Here is a 25,465-nt window from a genome sequence, read left to right on the forward strand (position 1 = left end):
CTACATACGCCGATGCAAAATTGAAAAGCTATGCTATATCCTATAGAGGTGAAGTGTTTTTTAGGTCTAGTTAATAAGCTCCATCTGTCCCACGCAGACATATATTAAAGGTACTTTATGCGTTTCCCTAAATACGGAAATTATTCATTGGATATCTCAGGAAACGTTCTTGAAGTGTTTGCTACGGGAGCGTGGAACCTTAAAACAACAGAGTTTTTTATTGAAGAAATGCATGTGCTTATTGATAGGTTCGACGATAAGCCTTGGGCTGCCTTAATGGACGGACGCCGTTGGGTATTATCTACGCCGGAATGTCAGACCCGATTGGCTGATGCAATTAAGGTGAATATTTCGAAAGGGCTTACTCGCTCAGCCTATGTGCTAGATAGCGGAATGGTTAAGCGTGCCCAGCTAGAACGTACCCATCCTTCCAAGCAACGTGACATTGGAACAAGCAACTATGAACGGGAGTATTTTGAAAAATACTTTGAGGCGCTTAACTGGCTACACAAGGAAGGGTTCTCACCTATTCGCTAGTTTTTAACGAACTCGACGATCGACTCGAAGATATCTTTATTTTCAAAAATATCGGGGTAGTTGTAAGAACCAGTTCGATTGACCATACAACAAACTTCAAAGCCTAAGGCGACGGTTTTAGCGTTACGGTGAACGCTAAAACCCGAATAGGCTTAGTACAACAAGCTATATACTTTACGACGATACTCAGACTTAAGCGGATCGCCATCGGCTAGCGCGTTCATCATATCCATCATCAACTTTCTGGCATCGCCAAAGCCAAGCTCTTTCTTTAGTACGGTATAAAGAAGCTCAAGCGCGTCTTGTGCTTTGTTCGCTTGCTGCAATTGTACCGCTAAGTCCACCTTAAGCTGCAGGTCATCTGGATTCGCTTCTACTGCCGCTTGAAGCTGGCGAATTTCAGGCGTATCTGCCGCTTGTTCTGCAAGTTCAATTTTCCCCGCCAAGCTCTTATAGCGAGAGTCTTGATCTACCAGCTTAATCTCTTCAAGCAATGCTTTAGCTGCATCAATAGAGCCAGTCTCAACGTAGCAATCAATAAGCATATACTTAGCGTTTACGTTATCAGGGTTAAGCGTTAAGGCTTCTTTTGCCGCAGGCAGTGCTTCGGCATAATCCCCTTGCTGAATCGCCTTGCCGGCAGTGGCAAGTAGATCATCTTCTGGATTTGGCAAATATTTAGCCAGCATTTCACGAATTTGCTGTTCAGGTTGCACACCGGCAAAGCCATCGACGGGCTGACCGTTTTGCACCACCATTACCGTTGGTAGGCTTCTAATACCAAACTGAGCAGCAACTTCTTGCTGTGCTTCACAGTCTACTTTGGCCAAAATCAAATGCTGACTATATTCACCTGCCAACTTTTCTAATATGGGCATTAGGTCTTTACACGGTTCGCACCAATCAGCCCAGAAATCGATAAGTACTAGTTTTTCTTGCGATGCTTCTACAATAATTTGCTGAAAGTTTTCTACCGTAATATCTACGATGGTTGCTTGGCTATTCGCAACGAGATTTTCCATAACGCAGGCCTTTAATTTCTTGTATTGAAAGGAATATGGGGCAGGCGTGATAAAATTACAAGGCTAAGAGGCGTTATCTTTAGCTTCGATGCGAGCAGCATACTCTTTTTGCAAAAGTGGTTACTCCGCCTTTGTCGCTTTCACGACAATCTACTCCCTCAATGAATGTTAATGTAGTGTAAAATTATTTTATTGAGCTACGTTATTATCAAGCCACCCTACATCTTTAAGATTTGGCCGAGAGGGTTTTATGACTACACAAACCAGCACAGACACTCAGTTTGCTTCATTCAAAGAGTTTTACCCGTTTTATTTAAATGAGCATAAAGACGGCACATGCCGCACGCTACATTTTATTGGCTCTTGGCTAGTACTTAGCGTCATAGCGCTAGCAATATATATGGCGAGCTGGTCGCTGCTGTGGTTTATTCCGCTAGTAGGTTACGGCTTTGCGTGGGTAGGACACTTCTTTTTTGAAAAAAATCGCCCCGCGACATTCAAACACCCACTTTACAGTTTGATGGGCGATTGGGTCATGTTTAAAGATATTCTCGTAGGCAAAATTAGTCTTAAAGGCGAATAAGGCTTGTGAAAATCACACAAAAGCTACGTCTACGTTTGTATCGATATTACCGGCTGTTAGCGCCCCGCTGTTATACATTGCGTCATGTTTTGTAAGATATACAGCGATACGCACTTTTAACGGACAATCCAGCCCCTTCACCGCACACCCTTTACATAATGGAAACGAAAGCGATATGGTTGAGTACAAGGTTCGCAGCTTACTAAATTAACCTTAGCGTTAACGTTAACGGCATCACTGCGAACGCACTATCTATCGCGCTTAGCGCAAAAAGAATAACAAAAGGAACAAACATGTTTGTGTCTCGTTTCCCCCTTCGCCCTATGCGACAAGGCTTATTAGCTACTTCGACAGCATTATCATTATTGGTTTTAGGTACGAGCCAGGTCAGTGCATTACAAGATTCTGGTTCTGATTCAGATAGCGTAAATGCGCTAACTTACGAAGATACCTTTAACTTAGAGTTTGTCACTAACCCTCAATTCCTCGATAAGGAAACGGTTATTTATTCTCGTCAAAGCATGGATATCATGACTGACGGAAGGCAAAGCCGATTGTGGCAGGTAAACATTAAATCTGGTGAGCACCGCCCGTTTATTGGGGTAGACGAAAATTTGTCACAGGCTACCTTATCGCCCAACGGTAAAATGGTGGCGTATACAAAATCGGTCAACGGCCGCGCACAAATCCATCTTTATTACTTAGATACCATGCAGTCTGTGCGTTTAACCAATACCAGTGAGACACCTCGCCAGTTAACCTGGTCTCATGACAGCAAAACCTTAGCCTTTACGCTGTTTACTGAAGAAAAACAAAAGCCATTATTTACCGGTATGCCGAACAAACCTAAGGGAGCGAAGTGGGCTGATCAAGGTTCATATATTAACGCGGTCCAGTATAGAGGTGACGGCAGAGGCTACTTGCGTGAAGGCTTCGACCAAATTTTCGTTTTACCTGTTGAAGGCGGTACGCCGCGTCAATTAACAACGGGGAAATTCCCGAGCAGTGGCACTCTTGCCTTTTCTAGGGATAATGACTGGATTTATTTCGCCACACCGCAGCGAGAAGACTACGCGCTGCATCCTTTATTCAGCGATATCTACAAAGTGAAAGTGAGCACAGCGGTAGTTGAGCAGATTACCGATATGGAGGGGCCTGAAGGTAGGCCAACCTTGAGTCCCGACGGTAAATACCTTGCGTTTACTCAGCTCAACGACAGAAAGCTTTCTTATCAGAATGGCGATCTAGTTGTACTTGAGCTTGAAAGTGGTGACATCACCCGTTTAACTGCGTCACTAGATAGAAGCTTAGGTAAATTCACGTGGCGTAAAGACAGTCGTGGAATCGTTTTCTCTTATCTTGATCATGGCGAGACTAAACTTGCTACGGTGAATCTTAAAGGTGATGTAAAAACTATCGACGTAAGCATTGGTGGTCAGGCCTTTGGACGCCCTTACACGTCGGGCGACTTCGCAGTTAGTGATAAAGGCGACATCGTTTACACCACGGCCAGCCGCACCATGCCTGGCGACTTAGCGCTTTACAGAAAAGGTAAAGACGACACACTGCTTACCGATTTAAATAACGACGCACTTGGTCATAAGACGTTGGCAGAGGTACAAGACCTTTCCGTAGTATCAAGTGTGGACGAGCTACCTATCGACGCATGGATTGCTTTGCCACCAGGATTCGATAGCAGCAAAAAATACCCGCTGATATTAGAAATTCACGGTGGTCCTCATGCTGCCTACGGCCCTCATTTTGCCATGGAAATTCAGCTAATGGCCGCGCAAGGTTATGTCGTGGTATGGGCTAACCCAAGGGGCAGCAGCTCTTACGGTGAAGACTTTGGTAATTTGATCCACCATAACTACCCATCAGAAGATTACAACGACTTGATGGACGTGGTAGACGCTGTCGTTAAGCAAGGCTATGTTGATTCAGAGAACTTGTTTATTACTGGTGGCTCAGGTGGCGGCACACTGACCGCGTGGTCCATTGGAAAAACTGACCGCTTTCGCGCAGCCGTCGTGGCAAAGCCGGTTATTAACTGGGTAAGCTTTTCATTAACTGCCGACGCATACCCGTATTTTAGCAATTATTGGATGGCTGACATGCCGTGGAATATCGCCGACAAGCTATGGCAGCGCAGCCCTTTGAGCTTAGTAGGAAACGTGGTGACACCCACTATGCTGCTAACCGGTGAAGCCGATCACCGTACGCCAATTAGCGAGACAGAGCAGTATTATCAAGCGTTGAAGTTACGGGGCGTAGATGCTGCAATGGTGCGAATTCCAGGGGCTTCACACGGCATTGCAAGCCGCCCTTCTCGTTTAATACAGAAAGTAGGAAATATTGTGGCGTGGTTTGAACGCTACAAGAAAGATAACGACAGCGAATAAGTAAGTACCAAGCCCGCAGTCTTTGTAAATAAAAAAGGCGCTTACTTCACAGTGAACAATGAAGTGGCGCCTTTTCTCATTCCACGTCTTACGCTATTTAGTCAGCTTTAATACTTTGCCGTTAGGTGCATCGGTCAGTAAGTAAATAGCGCCATTTGGCCCCACTTCTACGTCGCGGATGCGGTCGTGATTGTCGCGAACATACTCGAACTGCTCATCGGGCTTTCCATCTTCTACCTTGATACGGCGAAGGTGGGTAAATTTTAAAGAACCCACTAATATATCGCCGTTCCACTCTTTAAACATGTCTCCCTGGTAGAAGGTTAGCCCACTTGGTGCAATAGACGGGTCCCAGTACAACCAAGGTTGCTTCATACCATCCATATGAGTTTTATCGCTGATAATATCGCCGCTGTAATCAACGCCATAAGTAATCTCTGGCCAACCGTAGTTCGCACCGCGCTCTAGGATATTAATTTCATCACCGCCTTTGGGGCCGTGTTCCATTGCCCAGACTACGCCAGTTTCAGGGTGAATAGTAACGCCTTGCACGTTGCGGTGACCATAGCTGAATATTTCAGGGGCATTGCCATCGGTGAAAGGGTTATCTTCTACTGCGCTGCCGTCACGGTTTATGCGTACAATTTTGCCGAAGTGGTTATTGGTGTTCTGCGCTTCTTTCATGTACTTATAGCGATCGCCCATAGTCACGTACAAGTGCTTTTTAGCATCGAACGCTAAACGACAGCCAAAGTGAAAGCCGTTATCGACAATTGAGTCGGCACTAAAGATAACGTCAACATTTTCAAGGCCCGAATCAGTAAGCGTGGCCTTTGCAACACTGCTACTGCTGCCCGGCTTGCCCTCAACCTCACTCGCTTTGCTGTAACAGAAGTAGATAGTGTTGTTGCTGGCAAAATCCGGGTCGATAGCGATGTCCAACATACCACCTTGGTTTTGCGCAACCACCTTAGGCACATTACCTAGACGTCCTGATAACTTACCGTCTTTTGATAAACGCTGAATGCCACCTTCACGTTCCGTAACTAGCAGATCGCCATTTGGCAAAAATGCCATTCCCCAAGGATGAACAAGCCCTTCAGCGAGCGTGGTTACGGTAATATCGCTGTCGGTGATTTCATGCGCTTCGCCATGTTTATGATCTCCGTGAGCTAAAGTGGATTGGCTGATCGTAAGCGCCAATACACAAGTAAGTGACTGCGCTAGCACGCTCACAGGTTTGAATGGTACAGCTAAAATAGTTGATGGTTTCATCGCTAGGAGCCTCATTTTAAAAAGCCGTGTGCGCGTTCACACAGACTTCTTCTATTATTCTTAGTGGAAGGCAGTATACAAAAAAGGGCACAGCGCTGCTGTACCCTTTGTGATAATTTTACTTGCTTATGCGATAAAGGTAACTGGCCGATTAAGCTATGTTAAATCACTGTCACCGCACTTATATAGCGATTTACTTCGGTAATGTTGCGCGAAGCATCCACGCTGTTTTTTCATGAACGCGCATACGATCGCCAATTAACGCTGCAGATGACTCATCGTCTGCGTCTTGCGCTAGCTTTAACGATTCACGGCAGGTTTTCACAACTTGCTCATGACCGTGAGTTAACAATCTCACCATTTCCGTCGCTTCAGGTACACCTTCCACTTCTTCAATTGAACTAAGCTCAGCGAACGACTTATATGTGCCCGGTGCAGCAACACCTAGAGTACGAATACGCTCTGCAATTTCGTCCACCGCTTCGGCAAGCTCTGTGTAGTGCTCTTCAAACATTAGGTGCAATTCACGGAATTGCGGACCTTCTACGTTCCAGTGAAAATTATGCGTTTGAAGGTACAAAGTGTAAGAGTCGGCCAATAGCTTTTTAAGGCCTTCTGCTACTGCGTTACGATCGCTCTCAGAAATACCAATATCAATCTTGCTCATGTCACACTCCTTAACGTTAAAACCCTTTTTAGATTTACCTTCAGTCCATTCATCGGCGCTGAAAAATCTTGGTTTAAATAATATAAGTTAATAGTACTACAGAAATTTTGATTTAGATTAACGGTTTAGTTGATTGCATTCATCGCATTAATCGATGACTTTATACATTCTGCCTCAGCGACACTATTTATGGTGGTGATGGTGGCTTTCGCCCGCTTCTTTTTTAACAGGTAGCAAAACCGGTAGTTCGCTCCCATCGCTAAATGTGAGGGTTAGTGCTACTTCGCTGCCCTCTTCTAATCCTTTGGTTAGCCCCATCAACATGATATGACGGCCGCCTGATTCAAAAGAGACCATTTCGCCCGCTTTTATTTTAACGCCGTCAGTTAGCTCACGCATTTTCATCACGTCTTCCTCCATCACCGTTGTGTGGATTTGCGCTTCACTTGCTACATCGCTTGATACTGAAACAGACGTCAGTGTTTTATCGCTGTCACTATGATTATGCAAAGTAAAGTACACTGCGCCGGTTTTTGCCAAAGCAAAGGTCGCTCTGGCATAACCATTCATTACCATTACTTCTGATTGCTTACTGGCGTGCTTGTGCTGCTCTTTTGGCATGTGATGGTTATCATGGTCATTGCCATGGGCGGAAATAGTCGCAGACATGCTTAAAGAAAATAAGCCAGTTACGATTACTAACGGTTTAAGTGATTTGGAAAAAAATGACATACAGTCTGCTCCGAATGAATACTCGTAAGCAAGTGTACGTAAGATTGGCATAGGAAAAAAGAGAAATGGTGCCGACTGCCGGAATCGAACTGGCGACCTACTGATTACAAGTCAGTTGCTCTACCAACTGAGCTAAGTCGGCACACTTTAAAAACCGCTGCCTAGACAGCGGATGCGTATTCTAGCGATAAACGCGTGGGTGTCAACCTTTTAATCGCGTTGCTTCACCAACTAATTTTGGGAAGTACTCAAGTGGTAAATATTTGCTCAATGCCATGAGCTTTTCACCCAAGCTTTCATAACTATTCGTGGTGACATTGATGTGTCCCATCTTGCGCTTTTCACGAACAGATTTTCCGTACCAGTGAAGATGACTACCATCGATGCTTAGCAAATCGCGCGAGAAGCTGCTGCAACCAATAATGTTGACCATAGCGCTTGGGCCAATGGCTGACGTGTCACCAAGAGGCAATCCACAGACTGCACGTAAGTGATTTTCAAACTGACTGGTTACAGCACCCGACTGGCTCCAGTGCCCAGAGTTATGTACACGAGGAGCAAGTTCGTTTACAAGTAGTTTGTCGCCTACTTGGAATAGTTCCACAGCCAGCACACCGACGTAGTTCATACCCTCAGCAAGTTTCACAAAAATATCGTGAGCCTGGGCCTGAAGTGCATCATCAACGTTAGTCGCTGGTGCAACCGACACGTGAAGTTGACCTTGGTGATGCAAATTTTCAGCAAGTGGATAGGTGCGTACGTCGCCATTAGCATTGCGTACACCGATTAATGACAACTCTCTGTCGAAAGCCACCATTTTTTCAACCACTAAAGGCACGTTTTCTAAGTCCAAGCCTTGGAGCGAGCTTTTTAGTGCTGGCAAATCGGCTTCATCACTTAAACGCCACTGTCCGTAACCGTCATAGCCATCGCGACTCGCTTTTAAAATAAGTTTGCTACCGAGCTGTTTTACGCAGTCGTCTAATTGAGCAAGGTCAGTCACTATCTGGTGATCACAGTTTGCTACTTTCATGCTTTCAAGCAGCTTTTTCTCGCGTACGCGGTCGGCACCAACAAGGATACTGTCGATATTCGGCATCAACTTGTTTGTTTTAGCCGCTTCTTCAAGCAATCTTTCAGGTACATGCTCAAACTCTACCGTTAATGCATCGGCATCTTCTAGCGCTTGCGCTAGTGTTGTCTCAAGCGGGGTTTTGCTAACTGGATGTACAACGGTATCGTTGTTTACGTCCACAGCTTGAACCTCAATACCCAGCGGGCTTCCTGCTAGGTACATCATTTGAGCAAGTTGGCCTGCGCCGTAAACAACTACTCTCATTCATCTAGCTCCAGTGTGTTGCTTGAAGCAAGTACGGTCTCGGTTTGAGACTTTCTAAAAGCGATAACCGACTCGCGCACACTCTCGTCTTGCAGCGCCACGACTTGTGCCGCTAATAAACCCGCATTTGCAGCACCAGCTTCACCGATAGCCAGTGTGCCTACCGCTACGCCTTTCGGCATTTGAACGATAGAAAGCAGTGAGTCTAAACCGTTTAATGCTTTTGATTTAACCGGACAACCAAATACGGGTAAGTGTGTGTGAGCGGCAATCATACCAGGTAAGTGTGCTGCGCCACCGGCGCCAGCAATAATTGCGCTAAAACCTTCATCGGCAGCGCCTTCCGCAAACTCTACTAACAAGTTAGGTGTACGATGTGCCGACACCACCTTCGCTTCAAATTCAACACCAAACGACTTCAGCATTTTTGCGGCCTGCTGCATGGTGGGCCAGTCTGAAGTTGAACCCATTACAATCGCGACTTTTGCCATCTAGAGATCCTCGGGGTAGGTAAAATGGACAACCTTGGAAAGGCCGCGATTGTAGCTTAAAACCGTTCAAAATCCCACCGTAAATGGCGTTAAATATGGTCTCTTAAAAGACTGATGTGTAAAAGTTCGCTTCCTTTAAGTGGTGATCTATATGATTGTTTTGCTCCGTATTAACTAAAATTAATTTAGGTAGATTAGCCCTGTAAACACGGACGCATCACCGCAGTTATTCAATCTTTGCGGTACTGCTAGTTAAATGGCGCAAGAGGTTATAGATGACAGATAAGCATGAACCCGACGTACTCGATGAAGTAATAGAAGAAGTACAAGACGTGGTCTCTGACTTCTTAAATCGCGAAGCCGCTCCCGGTATTTTGCTGATGGCAGCAACGGTGCTAGCACTCATTATTGCTAATTCACCATTAGATACCCTTTACGACCAATTAATCAGCATGCCAGTTCAAGTATCTGCTGGGTCATTGGCTATTGATAAACCTTTGCTGTTGTGGATTAACGATGGCTTGATGGCGGTTTTCTTCTTTCACGTAGGGTTAGAGCTAAAACGAGAAGTTTGTGAAGGTGAGTTATCAAACCCTAAGGATATTATTTTACCCGCTGCAGGCGCTGTGGGCGGTATGGTGCTCCCAGCCTTAATTTATGTAGGTATCAACTGGGATAACCCCGTGGCTGTTGCAGGCTGGGCAATCCCTGCTGCCACAGACATCGCTTTTGCACTGGGTATTTTAGCGTTGCTGGGTAGTCGAGTGCCTACCAGCCTTAAAGTATTTTTAGTTACGCTAGCGATTATTGACGATATCGGCGCCATCGTAATTATAGCTTTGTTTTACACTGACAACATTACGGCAGGCGCACTATATGTCGCAGCAGGCTGTTTGTTATTGTTGTGGCAAATGAATAAGCGAAATGTGGTCGACATCCCAGCTTATGTTTTTGTGGGCATCGTTTTATGGGTGGCTATGCTGAAGTCCGGCGTTCACGCCACATTGGCCGGTGTGGTACTGGCTAGTTTTATTCCTATGCGGGACCAAAAAGATGCGTCATACTCCCCTGTTACTCGTCTTGAACACGGCTTGAACGGCTCTGTGAGTTTTGCAATTTTACCTTTGTTCGCCTTTGCCAACGCGGGCATAAGTTTTGGCAATATTAGTCCAGAGGGTATTTTCCACCCTGTGACCTTTGGTATTTTCCTTGGCTTGGTTATGGGTAAACAGATAGGTGTATTTGGGTTCTGCTTTCTAATGGTGAAGCTAAAATTAGCTAAGTTACCTGAAGATATTAATTTCAAGCATATTTATGGCTGTGCGCTACTTTGTGGCGTAGGTTTTACGATGAGTTTATTCATAGGAGGCCTTGCCTTTGAGCAAACCGGCATTAATCAAATATTTGATGAGCGAGTGGGAATTTTAGCTGGTTCGCTAGTGTCCGCATGTTTAGGCTATGTCATATTGCGACTCGTTAGTGATGCACCAAATGATGACACCGACGTAGCCTCAAACGCTAGCAAGCTCACGGGCAATACAGTCAAATAGCACTTGCTTGCGAATTGGCTTACTTAAATGTGCATTCATGCCTGCTGCTAAGCAGGCATTTTTATCTTCAATAAATGCGTTGGCCGTTAGCGCTATAATCTTAATTTTGTCTTTGTTCCTGCCTTCTTTGCGGATAATGGAGGATGCAGCAATCCCATCCATGATGGGCATCTGACAGTCCATCAGCACAAGGTCAAAATCATGTTTCTTCTCTGCTTGTACAGCATCCTTACCATTTTTAGTCCGAATACATTTAATATTCGCTGATTTAAGCATATCCATAACGATGTCAGCGTTAATATCGTTATCTTCTGCAAGCAAAATTCGTAAGCCTTCAGGCAGTGAAAGTTGTTGCTCCGGCTTCTCTTGATGATCGCCTTCGCTCACTGTAGCAGGTATATGGAAGGTAAAATTAGTTCCCTTGCCCAGCTCGCTTTCAACGTAAAGTTCGCCACCAATCAATTCAATTAGCCCTTTTGAGATAGCTAAGCCAAGACCGGTCCCACCAAAGTGTCGCGTGGTTGATGCATCAGCTTGCTCAAACTTTTCGAAAATAAGATGTATTTTATCGGGAGCGATACCAATGCCGCTATCCTGTATTGAAACTTTAAGCCCTTGATGTGCGTAACTAACGTTAACGGAAACCTCACCTTCACTCGTAAATTTAATGGCGTTACTTAGAAGATTATTAACAACTTGAGCTACTTTTCCAGCATCAATGTTTAAGGCTTCAGGAACATCATCGCTAATATCAAGCGCAATGTCGTAACCCTTCACATGCGCTGCATGGCGATACAGTTCACAGGAAGCACCAAGCAACTCGCGAATGTCAGAACGCTGAATATCAAGGAGCATTTTTCCTGATTCAATTTTCGACCAATCTAAAATACTGTCCAAGATAATCAGTAGATTAGTAGCTGAACGAGAAATCGTTTTTGCTCTTACTGCGATATGTTCAGGGATGTCGTTGTCTAACATCAACTCACAAGAGCCAACGATACCGTTCATTGGCGTTCTTATCTCGTGACTCATATTGGCAAGAAATTGCGTTTTGGCAACGTTAGCGGCTTCAGCCTCTTTTAGCGCTAGTGCTAAATGCTCAGTTTTTTCTTCTATGCGCTTTTCCAAAGACTGGTTTAACTCATTGAGTTCTACGTTTAGCCCTTGTTCCACTTCCCTTGCCTTTTTTAGCTCACCAAAGGCTCCCTGCAAGCGAGTTTCTAAGGTCTTGAACTCATCGCTAAGTGAAGACAGCTCTTGGATGTGAAGAGCTCTTTGCGGTGGCTTTTGTTCGTCAATTTTATTGGGGTCGAAATTAGCAATATAGCCCACAAGACGACGGATTGGTGCCCCTACCATTTTCGCTACAACAACCCCCGTAAATGTTCCGAATGCAGATAATAACAGCAGCAACAGCAAGTCTTTTAGCAGATAATTAGTCATTGATGCCAACAACAGCCGCTTGTTGAAATAATAGCTGACCTTCCAATTAGCAAATGAGATATTTTCGGTAAACCTCAACCAAGTTTTACCTTGAGGCCCATTTTTAACTTCAACGGCACAATCCGGTTCACAAGGGTAATAAGGTGCTTTAGTTAGTGGTGCCATTCCTAAACTATCAGAAGCATAAATCACCTCTCCTTTTTGATCTTCAATAAGCATTGAGAAACCGTTAAGGCTCAGGCTATTAATTGCATTGAAGCTCTTTAGAGATAATGAGCCTTCTACAATGCCTTTAGGTGCTCCCTTATTATCTAATATAGGCGCTGATAGCGCGACAATTGGGTCGTTACCAAAGCCGCGGCCTTGGAACACGTTCGATAAGAATGGCGCACCAGTTTGCATAACTTCATAAAAATAAGGCCGATAAGACACGTTGGGCAGGCCGTTTTGCTTCGCCTTTTCCAGCATGCTTGGCGGATAGGCATGTGTAATGTCACCATCTGCATTTGCCACTAGGAAGGTCAGAAACTCAGGGTTATGAGAGGCCACAATTTGTAAATTTTCACCGGCAGCTTTTTCTAGGTCACTTTCACTTTCGCTGTTAGAAAGTACTTGCGCTACGCTGATGATGGCACTTTGATGTTGGCGTACAAAGTTTGAAAGCTGAAACTCCAGCACTTTCGCATGCTGAGCCATATAGCTATGAATTTGTTTTTCTTGCTGATATTGAAACAAGTTCACTGATAAATATATTACCGCCATAGAGGCGACAAAAAAGCACCCAGAAAAAAAGTACCCAAAAAGGAAGTGTAGCGTGACCCGCTCAGATTTATGTGACGTCTGCCGCTTCAGACCATATATGGCTAAGTAAGCAAAATGACCTGTGATTAAACCAAACACACCGCTTACCCAGGTCACCAACACACCCGAGAACAGCATATTCACGTTGTCATTATCGAACAGAGAGTGCTCTAACAGTAAAATGGGTAAGAAAACGATAGACCAGAAGCCTGCGCCCACTTTAATTACTTGTTTTAGCGATTTATCGTAGCCGAAAAAGCTCAGTACTATCGGCAAAAGTGTGAGACTTTCTTTACCCACAATGCTGCCTTCACTTAGCCACAAGGGAAGACTAATAATTAAAGCTGTGGGAATCGAAATAAAAGGGGTAAAGCGAAGGGAAGCATAAACTGCGGCACCTATACCGAACGTAGCTATCCCAGGGCTATCAAAAGGTGGATTGAGTGCATTTAACCCAGCGCCTAGCGCGCATACAATCAGTACTTGAAAGGCCAGAGACCATGAAAAGGAAAATGAGGTACTGCCAATTTTCAACGCATGTCTCCAGCCGTTAACTTTAATGTTGCGCCATATAATCTAAAGTAAAGTTAGTAAGCAGCTTCACACCCAACTTCATGCCTTCATCGTCGACATAGAATTCCGGCGTGTGATGAGCAGGGCTGTCCTCTTCAGATACGTCTAACGGCTTACCGCCCACCCAAACGTACAAACCTGGAATTTGCTCTTGGAAAAATGAAAAATCTTCCGCCCCTGTCACAGGTTTAGAAAGTAATGTGTTCTCAACGCCAGCCGTACGCTGCATAGTAGGTAACATGGCTTTAGTTAGCTCAGGGTCGTTGTATGTTATTGGGTAATAGTAATCCAATGGTAGCGTGAGTTCTGCCTCTGCACCCATACTCTCTGCAATCGCTTTTACTTTGCGTGGAAGCGACTCGTAAATATGCTCGCGCGCGGCTTCATTTAGTGTACGGATAGTGCCAACCATTTCCACTTCGTTTGGAATGATATTAGAGCGGTTACCACCATGGATAGAGCCAATTGACACCACCGCTGCATCGTCAATAAGTTTTAATTCACGACTGACAATAGTCTGAATAGACATGATCATTTGCGCAGCGGTAACCACTGGATCAACACTCTTCCAAGGATAAGCGCCGTGGGCTTGCTTACCGTGTATGACAATTTTAAATGGGTCTACTGCGGCCATGGTGCCACCCGCGTTATAGCGCACTTTGCCCACATCGGTATTGGCATTGATATGCAAACCGAAAATGGCGTCTACATCAGGGTTCTTAAGTACACCTTCAGCGACCATAACTTCCGCACCGCCCTTTTCTCCAGCAGGTGCGCCCTCTTCTGCAGGTTGAAAGATAAATTTCACCTTACCTTTTAGGTCGCCTTTAATTTCGGTAAGAATTTTTGCCGCGCCCATTAGCATTGCCATGTGAGTATCGTGACCACATGCGTGCATAACCGGCACTTCTTTTCCGTTGTATTCGCCCATCTGCTTTGAGCGGTAGGCCAAATCATTTTGTTCTTTTACAGGAAGTCCGTCCATGTCTGCACGTAATGCAACCACAGGACCTGGTTTGCCCGAGTCTAAAATAGCTACTACACCCGTTTTTGCCACACCAGTTTTCACTTCTAAACCTAGGCTTTCTAGGTAATCAGCAACATACTCAGCGGTTTTAAATTCACGATTCGATAGTTCAGGAAACTCATGAAAGTGATGACGCCATTTAATTACATCAGGTTCTACTTTATTGGCTAATTCATCAACATTGATTTGAGTAGCATTAGCAGCAGACACAGAGGCCAGTCCTGCAAACGCAAGTGACAGCAATTTCTGGTACATAACAATTATTTCCTTTGGTGTTTTTAGACAGAGTAAATCATCTTGGAAGAGAACACACCACTGAACTAACGTTTGCTTTTAAAAATCAACAACTAGGTGAAAATACCCCATTCAAAAGCCAGTGAATATTAGACGGAAGTATAAGGAAGGCAGTTGGGCACAAGAAACAAAAAAGGCGCCGAGTGACGCCTTTTCTTTTAATATCAGATTATTACTAAGTCTCTATTAACTCTTTTGTCTACGCATGGCGTCAAAGAACTCATCATTTGTCTTGGTCATCGACAGCTTACTGATAAGGAAGTCCATTGCGTCAATTTCTGACATTTCGTGAACGATTTTGCGAAGGATCCACATTTTCTGTAGTTCATCTTGCGCTGTAAGCAGTTCTTCACGACGAGTACCAGAGCGGTTAAAGTCGATAGCCGGGAATACACGTTTTTCCGCGATTTTGCGATTAAGGTGTAATTCCATGTTACCTGTACCTTTAAACTCTTCGTAGATAACTTCGTCCATCTTAGAGCCTGTATCGATAAGCGCTGTTGCGATAATGGTTAAACTACCGCCTTCTTCAACGTTACGAGCAGCACCGAAGAAGCGCTTAGGCTTATGTAGTGCGTTTGCGTCAACACCACCGGTAAGTACTTTACCTGATGATGGGATAACTGTGTTGTAAGCGCGAGCAAGACGAGTAATCGAGTCAAGCAGGATAACCACGTCTTTTTTGTGTTCAACAAGACGCTTAGCTTTTTCGATAACCATTTCAGCAACTTGTACGTGACGGCTTGCTGGCTCATCAAACGTTGATGCCACTACTTCACCTTGTACAAGACGATGCATCTCGGTAACTTCTTCTGGACGCTCATCGATAAGTAACACCATTAACTCACAGTCTGGGTGGTTAGCAGCAATTGACTGAGCAATGTTTTGAAGAAGAAGCGTTTTACCGGCTTTTGGTGGTGCAACAATAAGGCCACGCTGACCTTTACCGATTGGGGATGCTAAGTCGAGTACACGAGCCGTAATATCTTCCGTTGAACCGTTGCCGCGTTCCATACGCAAACGGTCTGCTGCGTGAAGCGGTGTAAGGTTTTCGAAAAGGATTTTGTTACGTGAATTTTCGGGCTTGTCGAAGTTAACTTCGCGAATTTTTAGCAGAGCAAAATATCGCTCGCTGTCTTTCGGTGGACGAATTTTCCCGGCAATCGTATCACCCGTACGCAAGTTGAAGCGTCGGATTTGGCTTGGCGATACATAGATATCGTCTGGCCCTGCAAGATACGAAGAGTCAGCTGAGCGTAAGAAGCCGAAACCGTCCTGTAAAATTTCTAGTACCCCATCACCAAAGATATCTTCGCCGCTTTTTGCGTGAGTCTTTAGGATTGAGAAAATGATGTCTTGTTTTCTGGCGCGCGCCATGTTTTCCAGGCCCATTTCCTCGGCCAGGTTAACCAACTCGCTTATTGGTTTGTTCTTTAATTCAGTTAAATTCATACTGGTGGGTCTTTGTGCTTGAACTTCGCTTACAGGACTTAAAGTCACTCTGTTCTAGTTTAGATTTGATATCACCCGGATGTGGGCGTAAGCAGAATGCTGCTCGGATGAGCGCTGAAGAAAAGTTAGCACTATATTTAACCAACGTCCAGCGTTTTACCGCCGAAATGTTAAATATTTTGATGTGCTCTTTTCTAAAACTAAATGCAAGTGCCCGTGATGCAAATAAAAACCGGCGCTTTATTCGCACCGGTTTTTTATTGCCTCAATTAAAGATTTTCGTTTAGAAATTCTGTTAACTGTGCTTTTGATAATGCGCCAACTTTAGTCGCAGCAACGTTGCCGTTTTTGAAAAGTAGCAATGTAGGAATACCACGAATACCATATTTAGGTGGAGTTTCGTTATTTTCATCGACATTCAACTTGCCAACTGTTAACTTGCCATCAAACTCGGTCGCAACTTCTTCTAAGATTGGTGCGATCATTTTACACGGGCCACACCATTCGGCCCAGAAGTCAACCAGTACAGGACCTTCAGCATTGATAACATCTGCTTCGAATTTATCGTCAGATAACTGGATAATTTTGTCGCTCATTCTTTTCTCCATTATTGGTCTGTCGCTGATTTGTCTCAGCCCGACCATAAGTGTTATATAGAAACTGTTTTTTAATGCAAGCACTGATAAGCTATAAGCTATGCCTACTCACTTAACTGATACTCATTTTTCCGACCTGCCGATTAACGGCAAGGTTGTTGACGCCTTAACGGCAGCTAATTTTTCACATTGTACACCAATTCAAGCACTTGCACTGCCTCCATTATTGGAAGGTCACGACATTGCAGGGCAGGCTCAAACGGGAACAGGTAAAACCATTGCCTTTTTGGTGGCTACATTTCACTATTTGCTAAGCAAAGCAGAAAATGCAGATAACAGCAAATCAAATGGCCCTCGCGCAATTATTATGGCGCCGACCAGAGAGCTCGCCGTTCAAATCTATAACGACGCCAAACTACTTAGTGAGCATACTGGATTGTCGCTTGGTTTGATTTATGGGGGCGAAGGTTACCAAAGTCAACGTGAAACTTTGGAAGAAGGGGTAGATATTATAATTGGTACGACAGGACGCATTCTTGATTACTACAAGCAGAATGTGTTCACACTGAAGAATATTCAGGTTGCCGTACTAGATGAAGCCGACCGCATGTTCGATTTAGGCTTTATAAAAGATATCCGCTTTTTGTTCCGCCGTATGCCACCTGCAGGCGAACGCCTTAGCATGCTATTTTCAGCTACGCTAAGCTATCGCGTACAAGAACTTGCCTATGAGCATATGAATAATCCAACTCATGTTCAGGTTGCCCCTGAGCAGACCACGGCTACTCGCGTTTCTCAAGAACTCTTTTACCCATCTGACGATGACAAGATGCTGCTGCTTCTTACATTGCTTGAAGAAGAGTGGCCAGAAAAAGCGATTGTTTTTGCGAACACCAAAAATAGTTGTGAGAAGGTTACCGACTGGCTTACCGCTGATGGCCATCGCGTAGGCTTGCTAAGCGGCGATGTACCGCAGAAAAAGCGCCTAGGAATATTAGAAGATTTTACTAAGGGTAACCTTGATATCCTAGTAGCAACCGATGTTGCAGCACGAGGCCTTCATATTGACGCGGTCACCCACGTATTTAACTATGACCTACCAGACGATGCGGAAGACTATGTGCACCGAATTGGTCGAACGGGTCGCGCAGGCCAAAGTGGCGTTGCCATTAGCTTTGCATGTGAAAAATACGCGCTAAATTTACCTGCTATTGAGCAATACATTCAAAAGACAATACCGGTTACCGATTATGACCGCAGTGGCCTACTTGATGATGTAACGCCACCCAAACCACGCAGAAGACGTACGCCTAACAACCGCAACTCTTCGCGCCGTGGCAACGGTAGGGGTCGAGGTAAACCCCAAAACCGAAACAACAGAGCGCAATAATAAAGCGTAAGGTATTTTATAAGAAACGAGATTTTATGCAGGCAGAACTCCAGCACGACGCACAGACCTACGGCGAGTACTACGCCGCTGTAGATTTGGGCTCTAACAGCTTTCACATGGTGATTGTTCACGTTGTTAACGGCAGTGTGCAAATAATAGGGAAAATTAAGCAAAAAGTACGTTTAGCCGCTGGCCTAGACGATGACTTAGCACTTGATGATGAAAGCATGGAGCGCGGCTGGCAATGTCTGCAAGTTTTCTCGGAACGTCTGCAAGATATCCCATCATCTAATATCAAAATAGTCGCTACGGCTACCCTTCGTCTTGCGACCAACGCCCATATTTTCATTCGTAAAGCTGAAGAAATTCTTAATCACAAGCTCAACGTGATAAGCGGCGAGGAAGAAGCGCGACAAATTTACCTAGGGGTAGCCTATACATCAGCTAACCAAGGTAACAGCCTTGTCATTGATATTGGTGGCGCTAGCACCGAAATTATTATCGGTAACGACATGCAGCCTATTCACCTTAAAAGTTTAGATATGGGCTGTGTGACTTTTATGGAGCGCTACTTCACTGGCGGTACCATAACCGAAGATAACTTCGAAAATGCTAAAAAAGCAGCCCAGTCGCTAATTGCTGAAGTATCAAATGCTTTTTTGTGTTTCGATTGGGAGAATTGCTTAGGAGCGTCGGGGACACCGCAAGCAATTACCGAGATCCTGGTAGCCCAGGGTATCAGCGATGCCATTCGTTTAGACTATCTTTATCACCTTGAAAAACAGTGTGTCGAATGCGGCAGCATTCAAAACCTTGATATCGACGGATTAGAAGACAATAGAAAAGCTATTTTCCCTTCTGGCTTGGCGATACTTATCAGCTTGTTTGAAGCGCTGAATATCAAACATATGAATATCTCTGGCGGGGCATTGCGCGAAGGGCTTATCTACGGAATGTTAGATAACGTTACTGAAAACGATAGACGCCAACAAACGCTCAATCAAGCAAAGCATCGTTATCATATCGATAAAAACCATGCGAACTCAATTCGCCATGTAGCGCTTACTTTATGCCATCAACTTTGCACACAGCAAAACATTTGTCACCTAGATACAGAAACTATTTTAGGGGCCGCTGCACAGTTACATGAAATTGGTCTTCACATTGAATATAAACGCCATCACGAACACGGTGAGTATATTTTAAGTCATATTGATTTACCGGGTTTTACTCGGTTGCAGCGCTCAGCAATTCGCGACCTAGTTGCGCAGCATCGTTTAACGATTGATACAGAAATTTTTGATAAGTACCACGAAGACTATCGTCCTATGCTAAAGGGCATGCTTCGAGTATTACGCATAGCAGTAGTCTTATGTCTACGTCGCCAAAACAAACATACTCCAGAAGTTTCGCTGCAATGTGATGACAGTAAGTGGACACTTACCTTCCCCGAAGGCTGGCTAAAGTCTCACCCTTTAATTAATGCTGAATTAGCAAACGAGTGCTGGCTACAGCACAAAGCTGGGTTTGAGCTTGTGTGTAAGTAAATACTCACATCCTTGTTTATAAGTTAAAAAAGCCGTGCTTAGCACGGCTTTTTATTGGAATGCGCAAATTAATGTCGCTTAGATTTGATGTTTATATACCATCTTGCTTAGCTAATAGCTTGGCAGCTTTAGGTGCAAAATAGGTCAAAATACCATCTGCTCCAGCGCGCTTAAATGCAAGTAAGGACTCTAAAATTACCGCCTCTTCGTTTAGCCAACCGTTAGCAAAGGCTGCTTGATGCATAGCGTATTCGCCACTTACTTGATAAGCAAACGTTGGCACCTTAAACTCATCCTTGCAGCGACGTACCACATCTAAATACGGCATACCGGGCTTCACCATCACCATGTCTGCCCCCTCTTCTATATCAAGGGCAATTTCATGAAGAGCTTCGTCAGTGTTTGCTGGGTCCATCTGATAAGTTTTCTTATTACCGCCTTTGATATTTGCAGCAGAGCCGACAGCATCGCGAAACGGACCATAGTAAGCAGAGGCGTATTTAGCCGAGTAAGCCATAATGCATGTATTGAAGTGCCCCGCTTCTTCTAATGCCTTGCGAATGCTACCAATACGGCCATCCATCATGTCAGAAGGCGCCACAATGTCAGCACCAGCTTCGGCATGTGATAAGGCTTGCTTAATCAGGACTTCAACGGTTTCGTCGTTCATCACATATCCAGTCTCATCTAGGAGGCCATCTTGTCCATGAGACGTGAAAGGGTCTAATGCTATATCTGACATCAGCATCACTTCAGGGTACGCTTTTTTAAGCGCCCTCATCGCTTGTTGAGCAAGGCCGTCAGAATTAAACGCTTCACTGGCACATTCTGTTTTGAGCGACATAGGTGTTACAGGGAAGAGCGCAATGGTTCGAATACCTAATGCTACCCAATCAGCTGCTTCTTGAACGAGTAAGTCAATAGAAAGCCTTTCAACGCCAGGCATAGAAGGAACGGCTTCCCTGGCATTTTCACCGGGCAACACAAAGACAGGATAGATTAAATCATCCGTAGTTAGCCTGTGTTCTGCCACAAGCCCTCTTAACGCATCTTTAGCACGTAATCTACGCATACGACGGAGAGGGAAAGGTGAAGAGGTCATAGTTTTTCCTGTAAATTTTTGTGTATTACGGTGTTTCGCCCTGAAGCTTTCGCTTCGTACAAGCACTCATCAGCATATTTAAATAAACTTTGCGCGTGTTCTTCATCCGCAATAATGGTTGTGGATACACCAGCGCTGGCAGTTAGCTTAACGGTTTGCCCCTCATATTCAAGCGGACTGTTTTCTAAGCTAGATCGGATATTCTCGGCAACGTGGTATGCGCCGCTCAAATCAGTATTAGGCAATATAATTGCGAACTCTTCACCACCTATGCGACACAAATCATCTGTTGGACGATGGATGAGTTTTTTAAAGACATTTGTCACGTGAATTAAGCACGCATCTCCGCCGTCGTGTCCATATTCATCGTTAATTTTTTTGAAGTGATCTACGTCAACAATAATAAGTGATAAAGGCGTTTGTTCTCGACGGCTGCGTCTTCCCTCGGAGCGCAATCGTTTGTCAAAATGGCGGCGGTTGTGTGCCCCTGTAAGCGGGTCAATTGCGTTAAGTCTTTCCAGCTCTTGGTTTACCTCTGAAAGCTCACGCAGCGTTATCTCTAACTCGAGGGTACGCTCTTGGACTTTATATTCCAGATCATCCTGATAGCGCTTTTGTACTTCCAACAGATTTTCTTTAGCAGTATTCGCTTGCTTTTCCTGTTCAAGTGCAAACTCCTTCGCATCAATTAAGTCGTCACGACTGTGGCTGTAATTAATCGCAAGAATAAGCGCCAATATTAAGGTTTCGACGGTTCCGCCTATAACTAACAAGTCATTAGACGAAATAGGTAGTTGAATAATATTTACATTATCTAGACTTGCACACAGCCCGCTAATGAGTAGAAAGCCCCAAGCGATTGTGAAGTAGCGGGCTACGACTTCTCGTTTAAGCCACAACCACACACCTAGAACTAGGACAAAAATAACAACAAGGCTCAGTAATAAAAGAAACGCTTTTATCATTAGCCAATAAGGCAGAAGCATACCCGCGATAATGCTCAAGCCGCAAATCCAACTAATAGCTTTTGTCACCTTATCGAGCTTGTGACTGTAATTCTTAATGGGCAGAAGAGTACGGGTAAATAGTGCGGCAAACATTATAGTAGCGTTTGCGAATACGATAATTGCTTTACTTTGAAACCAGCTACTTTCCGGCCAAATGTAGGAAAAGCCATAACCATGAAGGGTCATTAAGGTAAGCGCTAGGTTGATCACATAACCAGAGTAAAACAGAAAGGAAGCATTTTTAGTTGTGACCGTTAAGAATGTATTGCTCACACCCATTGCTAGCAAAACACCAAAAAAGATGCCTAACACCAGGTTTCTTGTTGATGTGTATTCTATAAATTCTGTTTCTTGCCAAATGCGAATGGGAAGGCGAATGTTGCCGGATGTTTGAACCCTAATGATAACGCGCTGAGATTGCGCACTAGCAGGTAAGGGGAACAAAGGTTTGACGTGCGCAATATGCCTCTCGTTGAAGCGTTTACTATCACCACTAGAAAACGTCACTTTGGGTTTGCTACCAACTTGGCTATATACCGCAACATCTAAATTATCTAAAAGCGGATAGTCAACATGCAGGAGAAACCGGCTTTGGTTGCTTTGCGTAGGCTGAACTATCATTGAGAACCAGTGCACACCTGTGTCCATTCCTAAGTTCACTGGTGGCGCGACCTGAGTCCAATCACTTGTTGGAATTTGAATTACACTATTGAAATCAAGGGGTGTTCCTTCAGTTTCTTTTAAATAAGTTAACTGTGAAAACCGAGGGGAGAGGCTTGTTGCCGGAGAAAGGTTTAGCAGAACAAAGACAAAGACTACTACAGCAAGGGCTGTAATAAGAATGAGCCCAGCATCATACTTGCGCATTGCCTTTAGATTTGTCTGCATATAAACCTATGTTTAGCCGAGAGAAAACAACTCACAGCTATTAGCATAACTGCTAATACGCAACTTATCAGTGTCAACCTGCAGATATTCACCTAATTGCTGAGCAATATGAGGCAAAAAAGCCGGCTCATTGTTGCGCTTTCGCGGACGCAACGTCTTTGGAAATAAGTATGGTGCGTCTGTTTCAAGAATGAGTTTATCAAGCGGAATATAGTTTACAGCATCACGCAGATCCTCACCGCGCTTATCGTCACATACCCACCCGGTAATGCCAATAAAAAGGCCTAAAGATAAATAAGTTTTTACCTGTTCAGCTGTGCCGGTAAAGCAGTGAGCAATTCCTCCCTTCAATTGCGGCATATACTGAGATAACAGTTGAACCTGCTCGCTAAAGGCATCCCTTTCGTGTAAATACACGGGTAAATTTAACGACGCAGCTATTTTTAACTGTGCTTCGAAAACCGTTAATTGAATATCTTGAGGCGAAAAGTTACGGTTAAAGTCTAATCCGCATTCACCAATAGCTACACAGCCTTGATGCTGAGCAAGCTCACGTAATCGGTCATAATCACTTTCGGTGACGTCTTTGGCATTATGAGGATGTACTCCAATGGTGAAACAGCATTGTTCAGAGTACTTTTTATAAAGCGCTACCGCTGCATCCCACTCTTTAGGATGAGTAGTGATGACGCAAACCTTCTCAACACCGGCTTCTTGCGCTCGATGGATAACCTCGTCGGCGTCAAAGCGCTTATCAAGCAGATTGACGCCAGCGTCGAACCAAGGCATCTATTTTACGCGCTTTACTTTAATGCGCTTGTTAAGACCTTCAACACTTAGGAAGAAGGCACCAAAAAGACCCCGCTCAACAGAGACAGCTTGTCCTTCCTCAAGCTTCAAGTGCGTTCGATCCGTTTGCTGCCAGACAGAGCCATCGCTGAAAGTTAGCACATACTTATCGCGAGGGTTTTTCTTAATTGTGTTAATAGTGACGGTAATTTCTGAGGTCTCTTTTGTTAAGTCGCGCTTATGCTCTAAACCAAAGTCATTTTCCGGCTTTGAAGGCATAGGTTGTTGCCCAACCTGCGCTGGGCGAGGGCGAGTTTGTGCGCTGTTATTTGGCTTATATGCCTTTAGCTGGCTCACTTGCTCGTTAACGCCTTCATATTGATTTAACGACTTTGCCACACCGTCGTAGCACATTAGGCGCTTAAGGCTATTATCAGTATTACGGCACTTGTCCATCGCTTCACCGATAGATTCAGCGTGTGCTTGGAACGCACTGAAAGCACAAAGTAAAGTGGCAATAGAAAGCAGTTGAGTTTTCATTCTTATTCCTTTCTCTTTATAACTTTTACGTATTGTCAGTCGCTTCTTCTGAGTCGTCTTCGCTTGGCTTTTTAGCTGCATAAAAACCACCCACAATCACACCGACTTCGAATAGCAACCACATTGGTATTGCTAATAACGTTTGAGAGATAATATCTGGTGGCGTAAGCAACATGCCTACAACAAACGCACCTACAACCACATACGGACGTTTGGCTCTGAGCGACTTGGCGTCAGTTACTCCAGTCCAACACATCAAAATAATGGCTATCGGTATCTCGAATGAGACCCCAAATGCGAAGAACAGTTTCAATACAAAATTTAAATAGCTAGATATGTCTGTGCTTACCGTCACCCCTTCCGGCGCAACACTTGTAAAAAATGCGAACGCGATAGGGAATACGACAAAATAAGCAAAAGCCATCCCAGCATAAAATAGTAAGGTGCTTGATAAAAGCAGGGGCGCTACAAGGCGTTTTTCATTTCGGTATAAGCCCGGAGCAACAAAGCCCCACACTTGGTAAAGTACATAGGGGATAGCAATGAAAAACGACAGCACCAAGGTAAGTTTAAAAGGCGCAAAAAAGGGCGATGCCACATCGGTTGCAATCATACTTGAGTTTTCAGGTAGCGTTTCAAGTAAAGGCATAGCTAACAGCTGGTAAAGGTCTTGTGCGAAAGCGGCAAGACACACGAATACGATCAGCACACTCAAAAGCGCTTTGAGAATACGGCTGCGTAATTCAATTAAATGAGAAATGAGATTGTTAGCGTCAGACATTTATTGCTTTTTATATGGTTCTTGAACCGACTCGGCGGCTTTTTTTAGCTCATCGACACTTTGTTCAAGTTCAGGTGAAAGATCTTTAAGGCCTTGCTGCTCTGCTTTTTTCAAGTTTTCATGCAATTCATGCACGCGCAGCTGATGCTCAACCTCTTGCTTAAAGCCCGTTGCTACATTACGCACGCTGCGAATTGTATTAATTGTAGAGCGCATGGCACCTGGCAGTCGTTCGGGCCCTAAAATAAGGAGCGCCAACACGCCTACTACCAATAGCTCCCAAAAGCCGATATCAAACATCAGGATTTTTCTTTAACGTCGCTCTGCGTTTTTGTCGAAACAGGCTCAGCCGCTGACTTTTCTTCAACTTGCTTTTTTTGTTCAAAGTCGGCGTCTTTGTCTTCTTCACTCACTGCTTTCTTGAAGCCTTTGATTGCGCCGCCTAAGTCAGTGCCTATACCTTTGAGTCGTTTAGTGCCAAACAATAGCACTACGATAACCAGTATGATAAGCAACTGCCAAATACTAATACCACCCATAAAAATAATCTCCCTTACATCGTTGTGCACAGTATGCCATTGCCCGCAAATGCTTTCACCTGAATATTTACCTGAATGAATAAAGATTGACGTTTGGG

General features: G+C 44.5%; 24 protein-coding genes and 1 tRNA gene. 7 read left to right on the forward strand and 18 right to left on the reverse strand.

Annotated elements, in window-relative coordinates:
* Positions 1-117: 117 nt before the first annotated feature.
* Entirely contained in the window at positions 118-537 is a 420-nt protein-coding gene (locus tag ACYX4M_RS04765) for a hypothetical protein (protein ID WP_476082104.1), read from the forward strand.
* A gap of 152 nt (positions 538-689) precedes the next feature.
* Here ACYX4M_RS04765 and trxA (ACYX4M_RS04770) read toward each other — a convergent pair whose 3' ends face one another.
* Complete coding sequence (trxA, locus tag ACYX4M_RS04770) at positions 690-1,559, reverse strand: thioredoxin (protein ID WP_334060685.1); 870 nt, start codon at positions 1,557-1,559, stop codon at positions 690-692.
* Between the two features lie 250 nt (positions 1,560-1,809).
* Here trxA (ACYX4M_RS04770) and ACYX4M_RS04775 point away from each other — a divergent pair, with 250 nt between their 5' ends.
* Both ACYX4M_RS04775 and ACYX4M_RS04780 read left to right on the forward strand, forming a co-directional pair.
* The gene (locus tag ACYX4M_RS04775; RefSeq protein WP_179982221.1) at positions 1,810-2,142 is read left to right on the forward strand and encodes an Mpo1-like protein; all 333 of its coding nucleotides are present in this window, start codon (positions 1,810-1,812) and stop codon (positions 2,140-2,142) included.
* A gap of 293 nt (positions 2,143-2,435) precedes the next feature.
* Positions 2,436-4,544 (forward strand): S9 family peptidase, encoded by a 2,109-nt coding sequence (locus ACYX4M_RS04780; RefSeq protein ID WP_476082105.1) that lies wholly within the window; start codon positions 2,436-2,438, stop codon positions 4,542-4,544.
* A 93-nt stretch (positions 4,545-4,637) separates the two neighbouring features.
* Here ACYX4M_RS04780 and ACYX4M_RS04785 read toward each other — a convergent pair whose 3' ends face one another.
* The 6 genes from ACYX4M_RS04785 to purE form a co-directional block, all read right to left on the reverse strand.
* The gene (locus tag ACYX4M_RS04785) at positions 4,638-5,819 is read right to left on the reverse strand and encodes a PQQ-dependent sugar dehydrogenase (protein ID WP_476082106.1); all 1,182 of its coding nucleotides are present in this window, start codon (positions 5,817-5,819) and stop codon (positions 4,638-4,640) included.
* Between the two features lie 193 nt (positions 5,820-6,012).
* Complete coding sequence (locus tag ACYX4M_RS04790) at positions 6,013-6,486, reverse strand: Dps family protein (RefSeq protein ID WP_014948101.1); 474 nt, start codon at positions 6,484-6,486, stop codon at positions 6,013-6,015.
* A 183-nt stretch (positions 6,487-6,669) separates the two neighbouring features.
* Positions 6,670-7,218, reverse strand: a complete 549-nt coding sequence (locus ACYX4M_RS04795; RefSeq protein WP_476082107.1) for a copper chaperone PCu(A)C — start codon at positions 7,216-7,218, stop codon at positions 6,670-6,672.
* Between the two features lie 66 nt (positions 7,219-7,284).
* Positions 7,285-7,360: transfer RNA gene (locus tag ACYX4M_RS04800), tRNA-Thr, on the reverse strand.
* 60 nt (positions 7,361-7,420) lie between these two features.
* A complete protein-coding gene (locus tag ACYX4M_RS04805; RefSeq protein WP_476082108.1) occupies positions 7,421-8,557 on the reverse strand; it encodes a 5-(carboxyamino)imidazole ribonucleotide synthase in 1,137 nt (378 codons plus the stop codon).
* Positions 8,554-9,048, reverse strand: coding sequence for a 5-(carboxyamino)imidazole ribonucleotide mutase (purE, locus tag ACYX4M_RS04810; RefSeq protein ID WP_334060673.1), 495 nt, complete (start codon positions 9,046-9,048; stop codon positions 8,554-8,556). Before purE ends, ACYX4M_RS04805 begins: the two co-directional genes overlap by 4 nt.
* Before the next feature lie 275 nt (positions 9,049-9,323).
* Between purE and nhaA the strand changes: the two genes are divergently transcribed.
* A complete protein-coding gene (nhaA, locus tag ACYX4M_RS04815) occupies positions 9,324-10,598 on the forward strand; it encodes a Na+/H+ antiporter NhaA (RefSeq protein ID WP_476082109.1) in 1,275 nt (424 codons plus the stop codon).
* Here nhaA and ACYX4M_RS04820 read toward each other — a convergent pair.
* From ACYX4M_RS04820 to rho, 3 genes are all read right to left on the reverse strand, one after another.
* Positions 10,560-13,376: an ATP-binding protein gene (locus ACYX4M_RS04820; RefSeq protein ID WP_476082110.1), complete on the reverse strand. Its 2,817-nt coding sequence runs from the start codon at positions 13,374-13,376 to the stop codon at positions 10,560-10,562. The genes nhaA and ACYX4M_RS04820 overlap by 39 nt on opposite strands.
* A 22-nt stretch (positions 13,377-13,398) precedes the next feature.
* Positions 13,399-14,697, reverse strand: coding sequence for an amidohydrolase (locus ACYX4M_RS04825; protein ID WP_476082111.1), 1,299 nt, complete (start codon positions 14,695-14,697; stop codon positions 13,399-13,401).
* 225 nt (positions 14,698-14,922) lie between these two features.
* Positions 14,923-16,188 carry a transcription termination factor Rho gene (gene rho, locus ACYX4M_RS04830; protein WP_014948094.1) on the reverse strand — a complete coding sequence of 422 codons (1,266 nt, stop codon included), beginning with the start codon at positions 16,186-16,188 and terminating at the stop codon, positions 14,923-14,925.
* A 14-nt stretch (positions 16,189-16,202) separates the two neighbouring features.
* On the opposite strand from rho, the gene ACYX4M_RS04835 reads away from it, so the two are divergent.
* Positions 16,203-16,475, forward strand: coding sequence for a hypothetical protein (locus ACYX4M_RS04835; protein WP_476082112.1), 273 nt, complete (start codon positions 16,203-16,205; stop codon positions 16,473-16,475).
* On the opposite strand, the gene trxA (ACYX4M_RS04840) is transcribed toward ACYX4M_RS04835, so the two are convergent.
* Positions 16,458-16,784 carry a thioredoxin TrxA gene (trxA, locus tag ACYX4M_RS04840; protein ID WP_012517074.1) on the reverse strand — a complete coding sequence of 109 codons (327 nt, stop codon included), beginning with the start codon at positions 16,782-16,784 and terminating at the stop codon, positions 16,458-16,460. The two genes, ACYX4M_RS04835 and trxA (ACYX4M_RS04840), sit on opposite strands and share 18 nt — an antisense overlap.
* 100 nt (positions 16,785-16,884) lie before the next feature.
* Here trxA (ACYX4M_RS04840) and rhlB point away from each other — a divergent pair, with 100 nt between their 5' ends.
* Both rhlB and ACYX4M_RS04850 read left to right on the forward strand, forming a co-directional pair.
* A complete protein-coding gene (rhlB, locus tag ACYX4M_RS04845; protein ID WP_476082113.1) occupies positions 16,885-18,174 on the forward strand; it encodes an ATP-dependent RNA helicase RhlB in 1,290 nt (429 codons plus the stop codon).
* Between the two features lie 35 nt (positions 18,175-18,209).
* Positions 18,210-19,721, forward strand: a complete 1,512-nt coding sequence (locus ACYX4M_RS04850; protein WP_476082114.1) for a Ppx/GppA phosphatase family protein — start codon at positions 18,210-18,212, stop codon at positions 19,719-19,721.
* Between the two features lie 91 nt (positions 19,722-19,812).
* Here ACYX4M_RS04850 and hemB read toward each other — a convergent pair whose 3' ends face one another.
* From hemB to tatA, 7 genes are read right to left on the reverse strand one after another with little or no spacing between them, the layout of a single operon-like run.
* Positions 19,813-20,823 carry a porphobilinogen synthase gene (hemB, locus tag ACYX4M_RS04855; protein WP_476082115.1) on the reverse strand — a complete coding sequence of 337 codons (1,011 nt, stop codon included), beginning with the start codon at positions 20,821-20,823 and terminating at the stop codon, positions 19,813-19,815.
* On the reverse strand, positions 20,820-22,718 hold the full coding sequence (locus ACYX4M_RS04860) for a sensor domain-containing diguanylate cyclase (RefSeq protein WP_476082116.1): 1,899 nt from the start codon (positions 22,716-22,718) through the stop codon (positions 20,820-20,822). The genes hemB and ACYX4M_RS04860 overlap by 4 nt, the downstream gene beginning before the upstream one ends.
* A gap of 12 nt (positions 22,719-22,730) precedes the next feature.
* A complete protein-coding gene (locus ACYX4M_RS04865; RefSeq protein ID WP_476082117.1) occupies positions 22,731-23,507 on the reverse strand; it encodes a TatD family hydrolase in 777 nt (258 codons plus the stop codon).
* Positions 23,508-24,047, reverse strand: a complete 540-nt coding sequence (locus tag ACYX4M_RS04870) for a hypothetical protein (protein ID WP_476082118.1) — start codon at positions 24,045-24,047, stop codon at positions 23,508-23,510. It abuts the gene before it with no gap.
* A gap of 25 nt (positions 24,048-24,072) precedes the next feature.
* Positions 24,073-24,828 carry a twin-arginine translocase subunit TatC gene (tatC, locus tag ACYX4M_RS04875; RefSeq protein ID WP_476082119.1) on the reverse strand — a complete coding sequence of 252 codons (756 nt, stop codon included), beginning with the start codon at positions 24,826-24,828 and terminating at the stop codon, positions 24,073-24,075.
* Entirely contained in the window at positions 24,829-25,128 is a 300-nt protein-coding gene (gene tatB, locus ACYX4M_RS04880; protein ID WP_012517066.1) for a Sec-independent protein translocase protein TatB, read from the reverse strand.
* Positions 25,128-25,373: a Sec-independent protein translocase subunit TatA gene (gene tatA / locus ACYX4M_RS04885; RefSeq protein ID WP_232298316.1), complete on the reverse strand. Its 246-nt coding sequence runs from the start codon at positions 25,371-25,373 to the stop codon at positions 25,128-25,130. The genes tatB and tatA overlap by 1 nt, the downstream gene beginning before the upstream one ends.
* Between the last annotated feature and the right edge of the window lie 92 nt (positions 25,374-25,465).

The organism is Alteromonas sp. ABV4_150 (genome assembly GCF_056311745.1).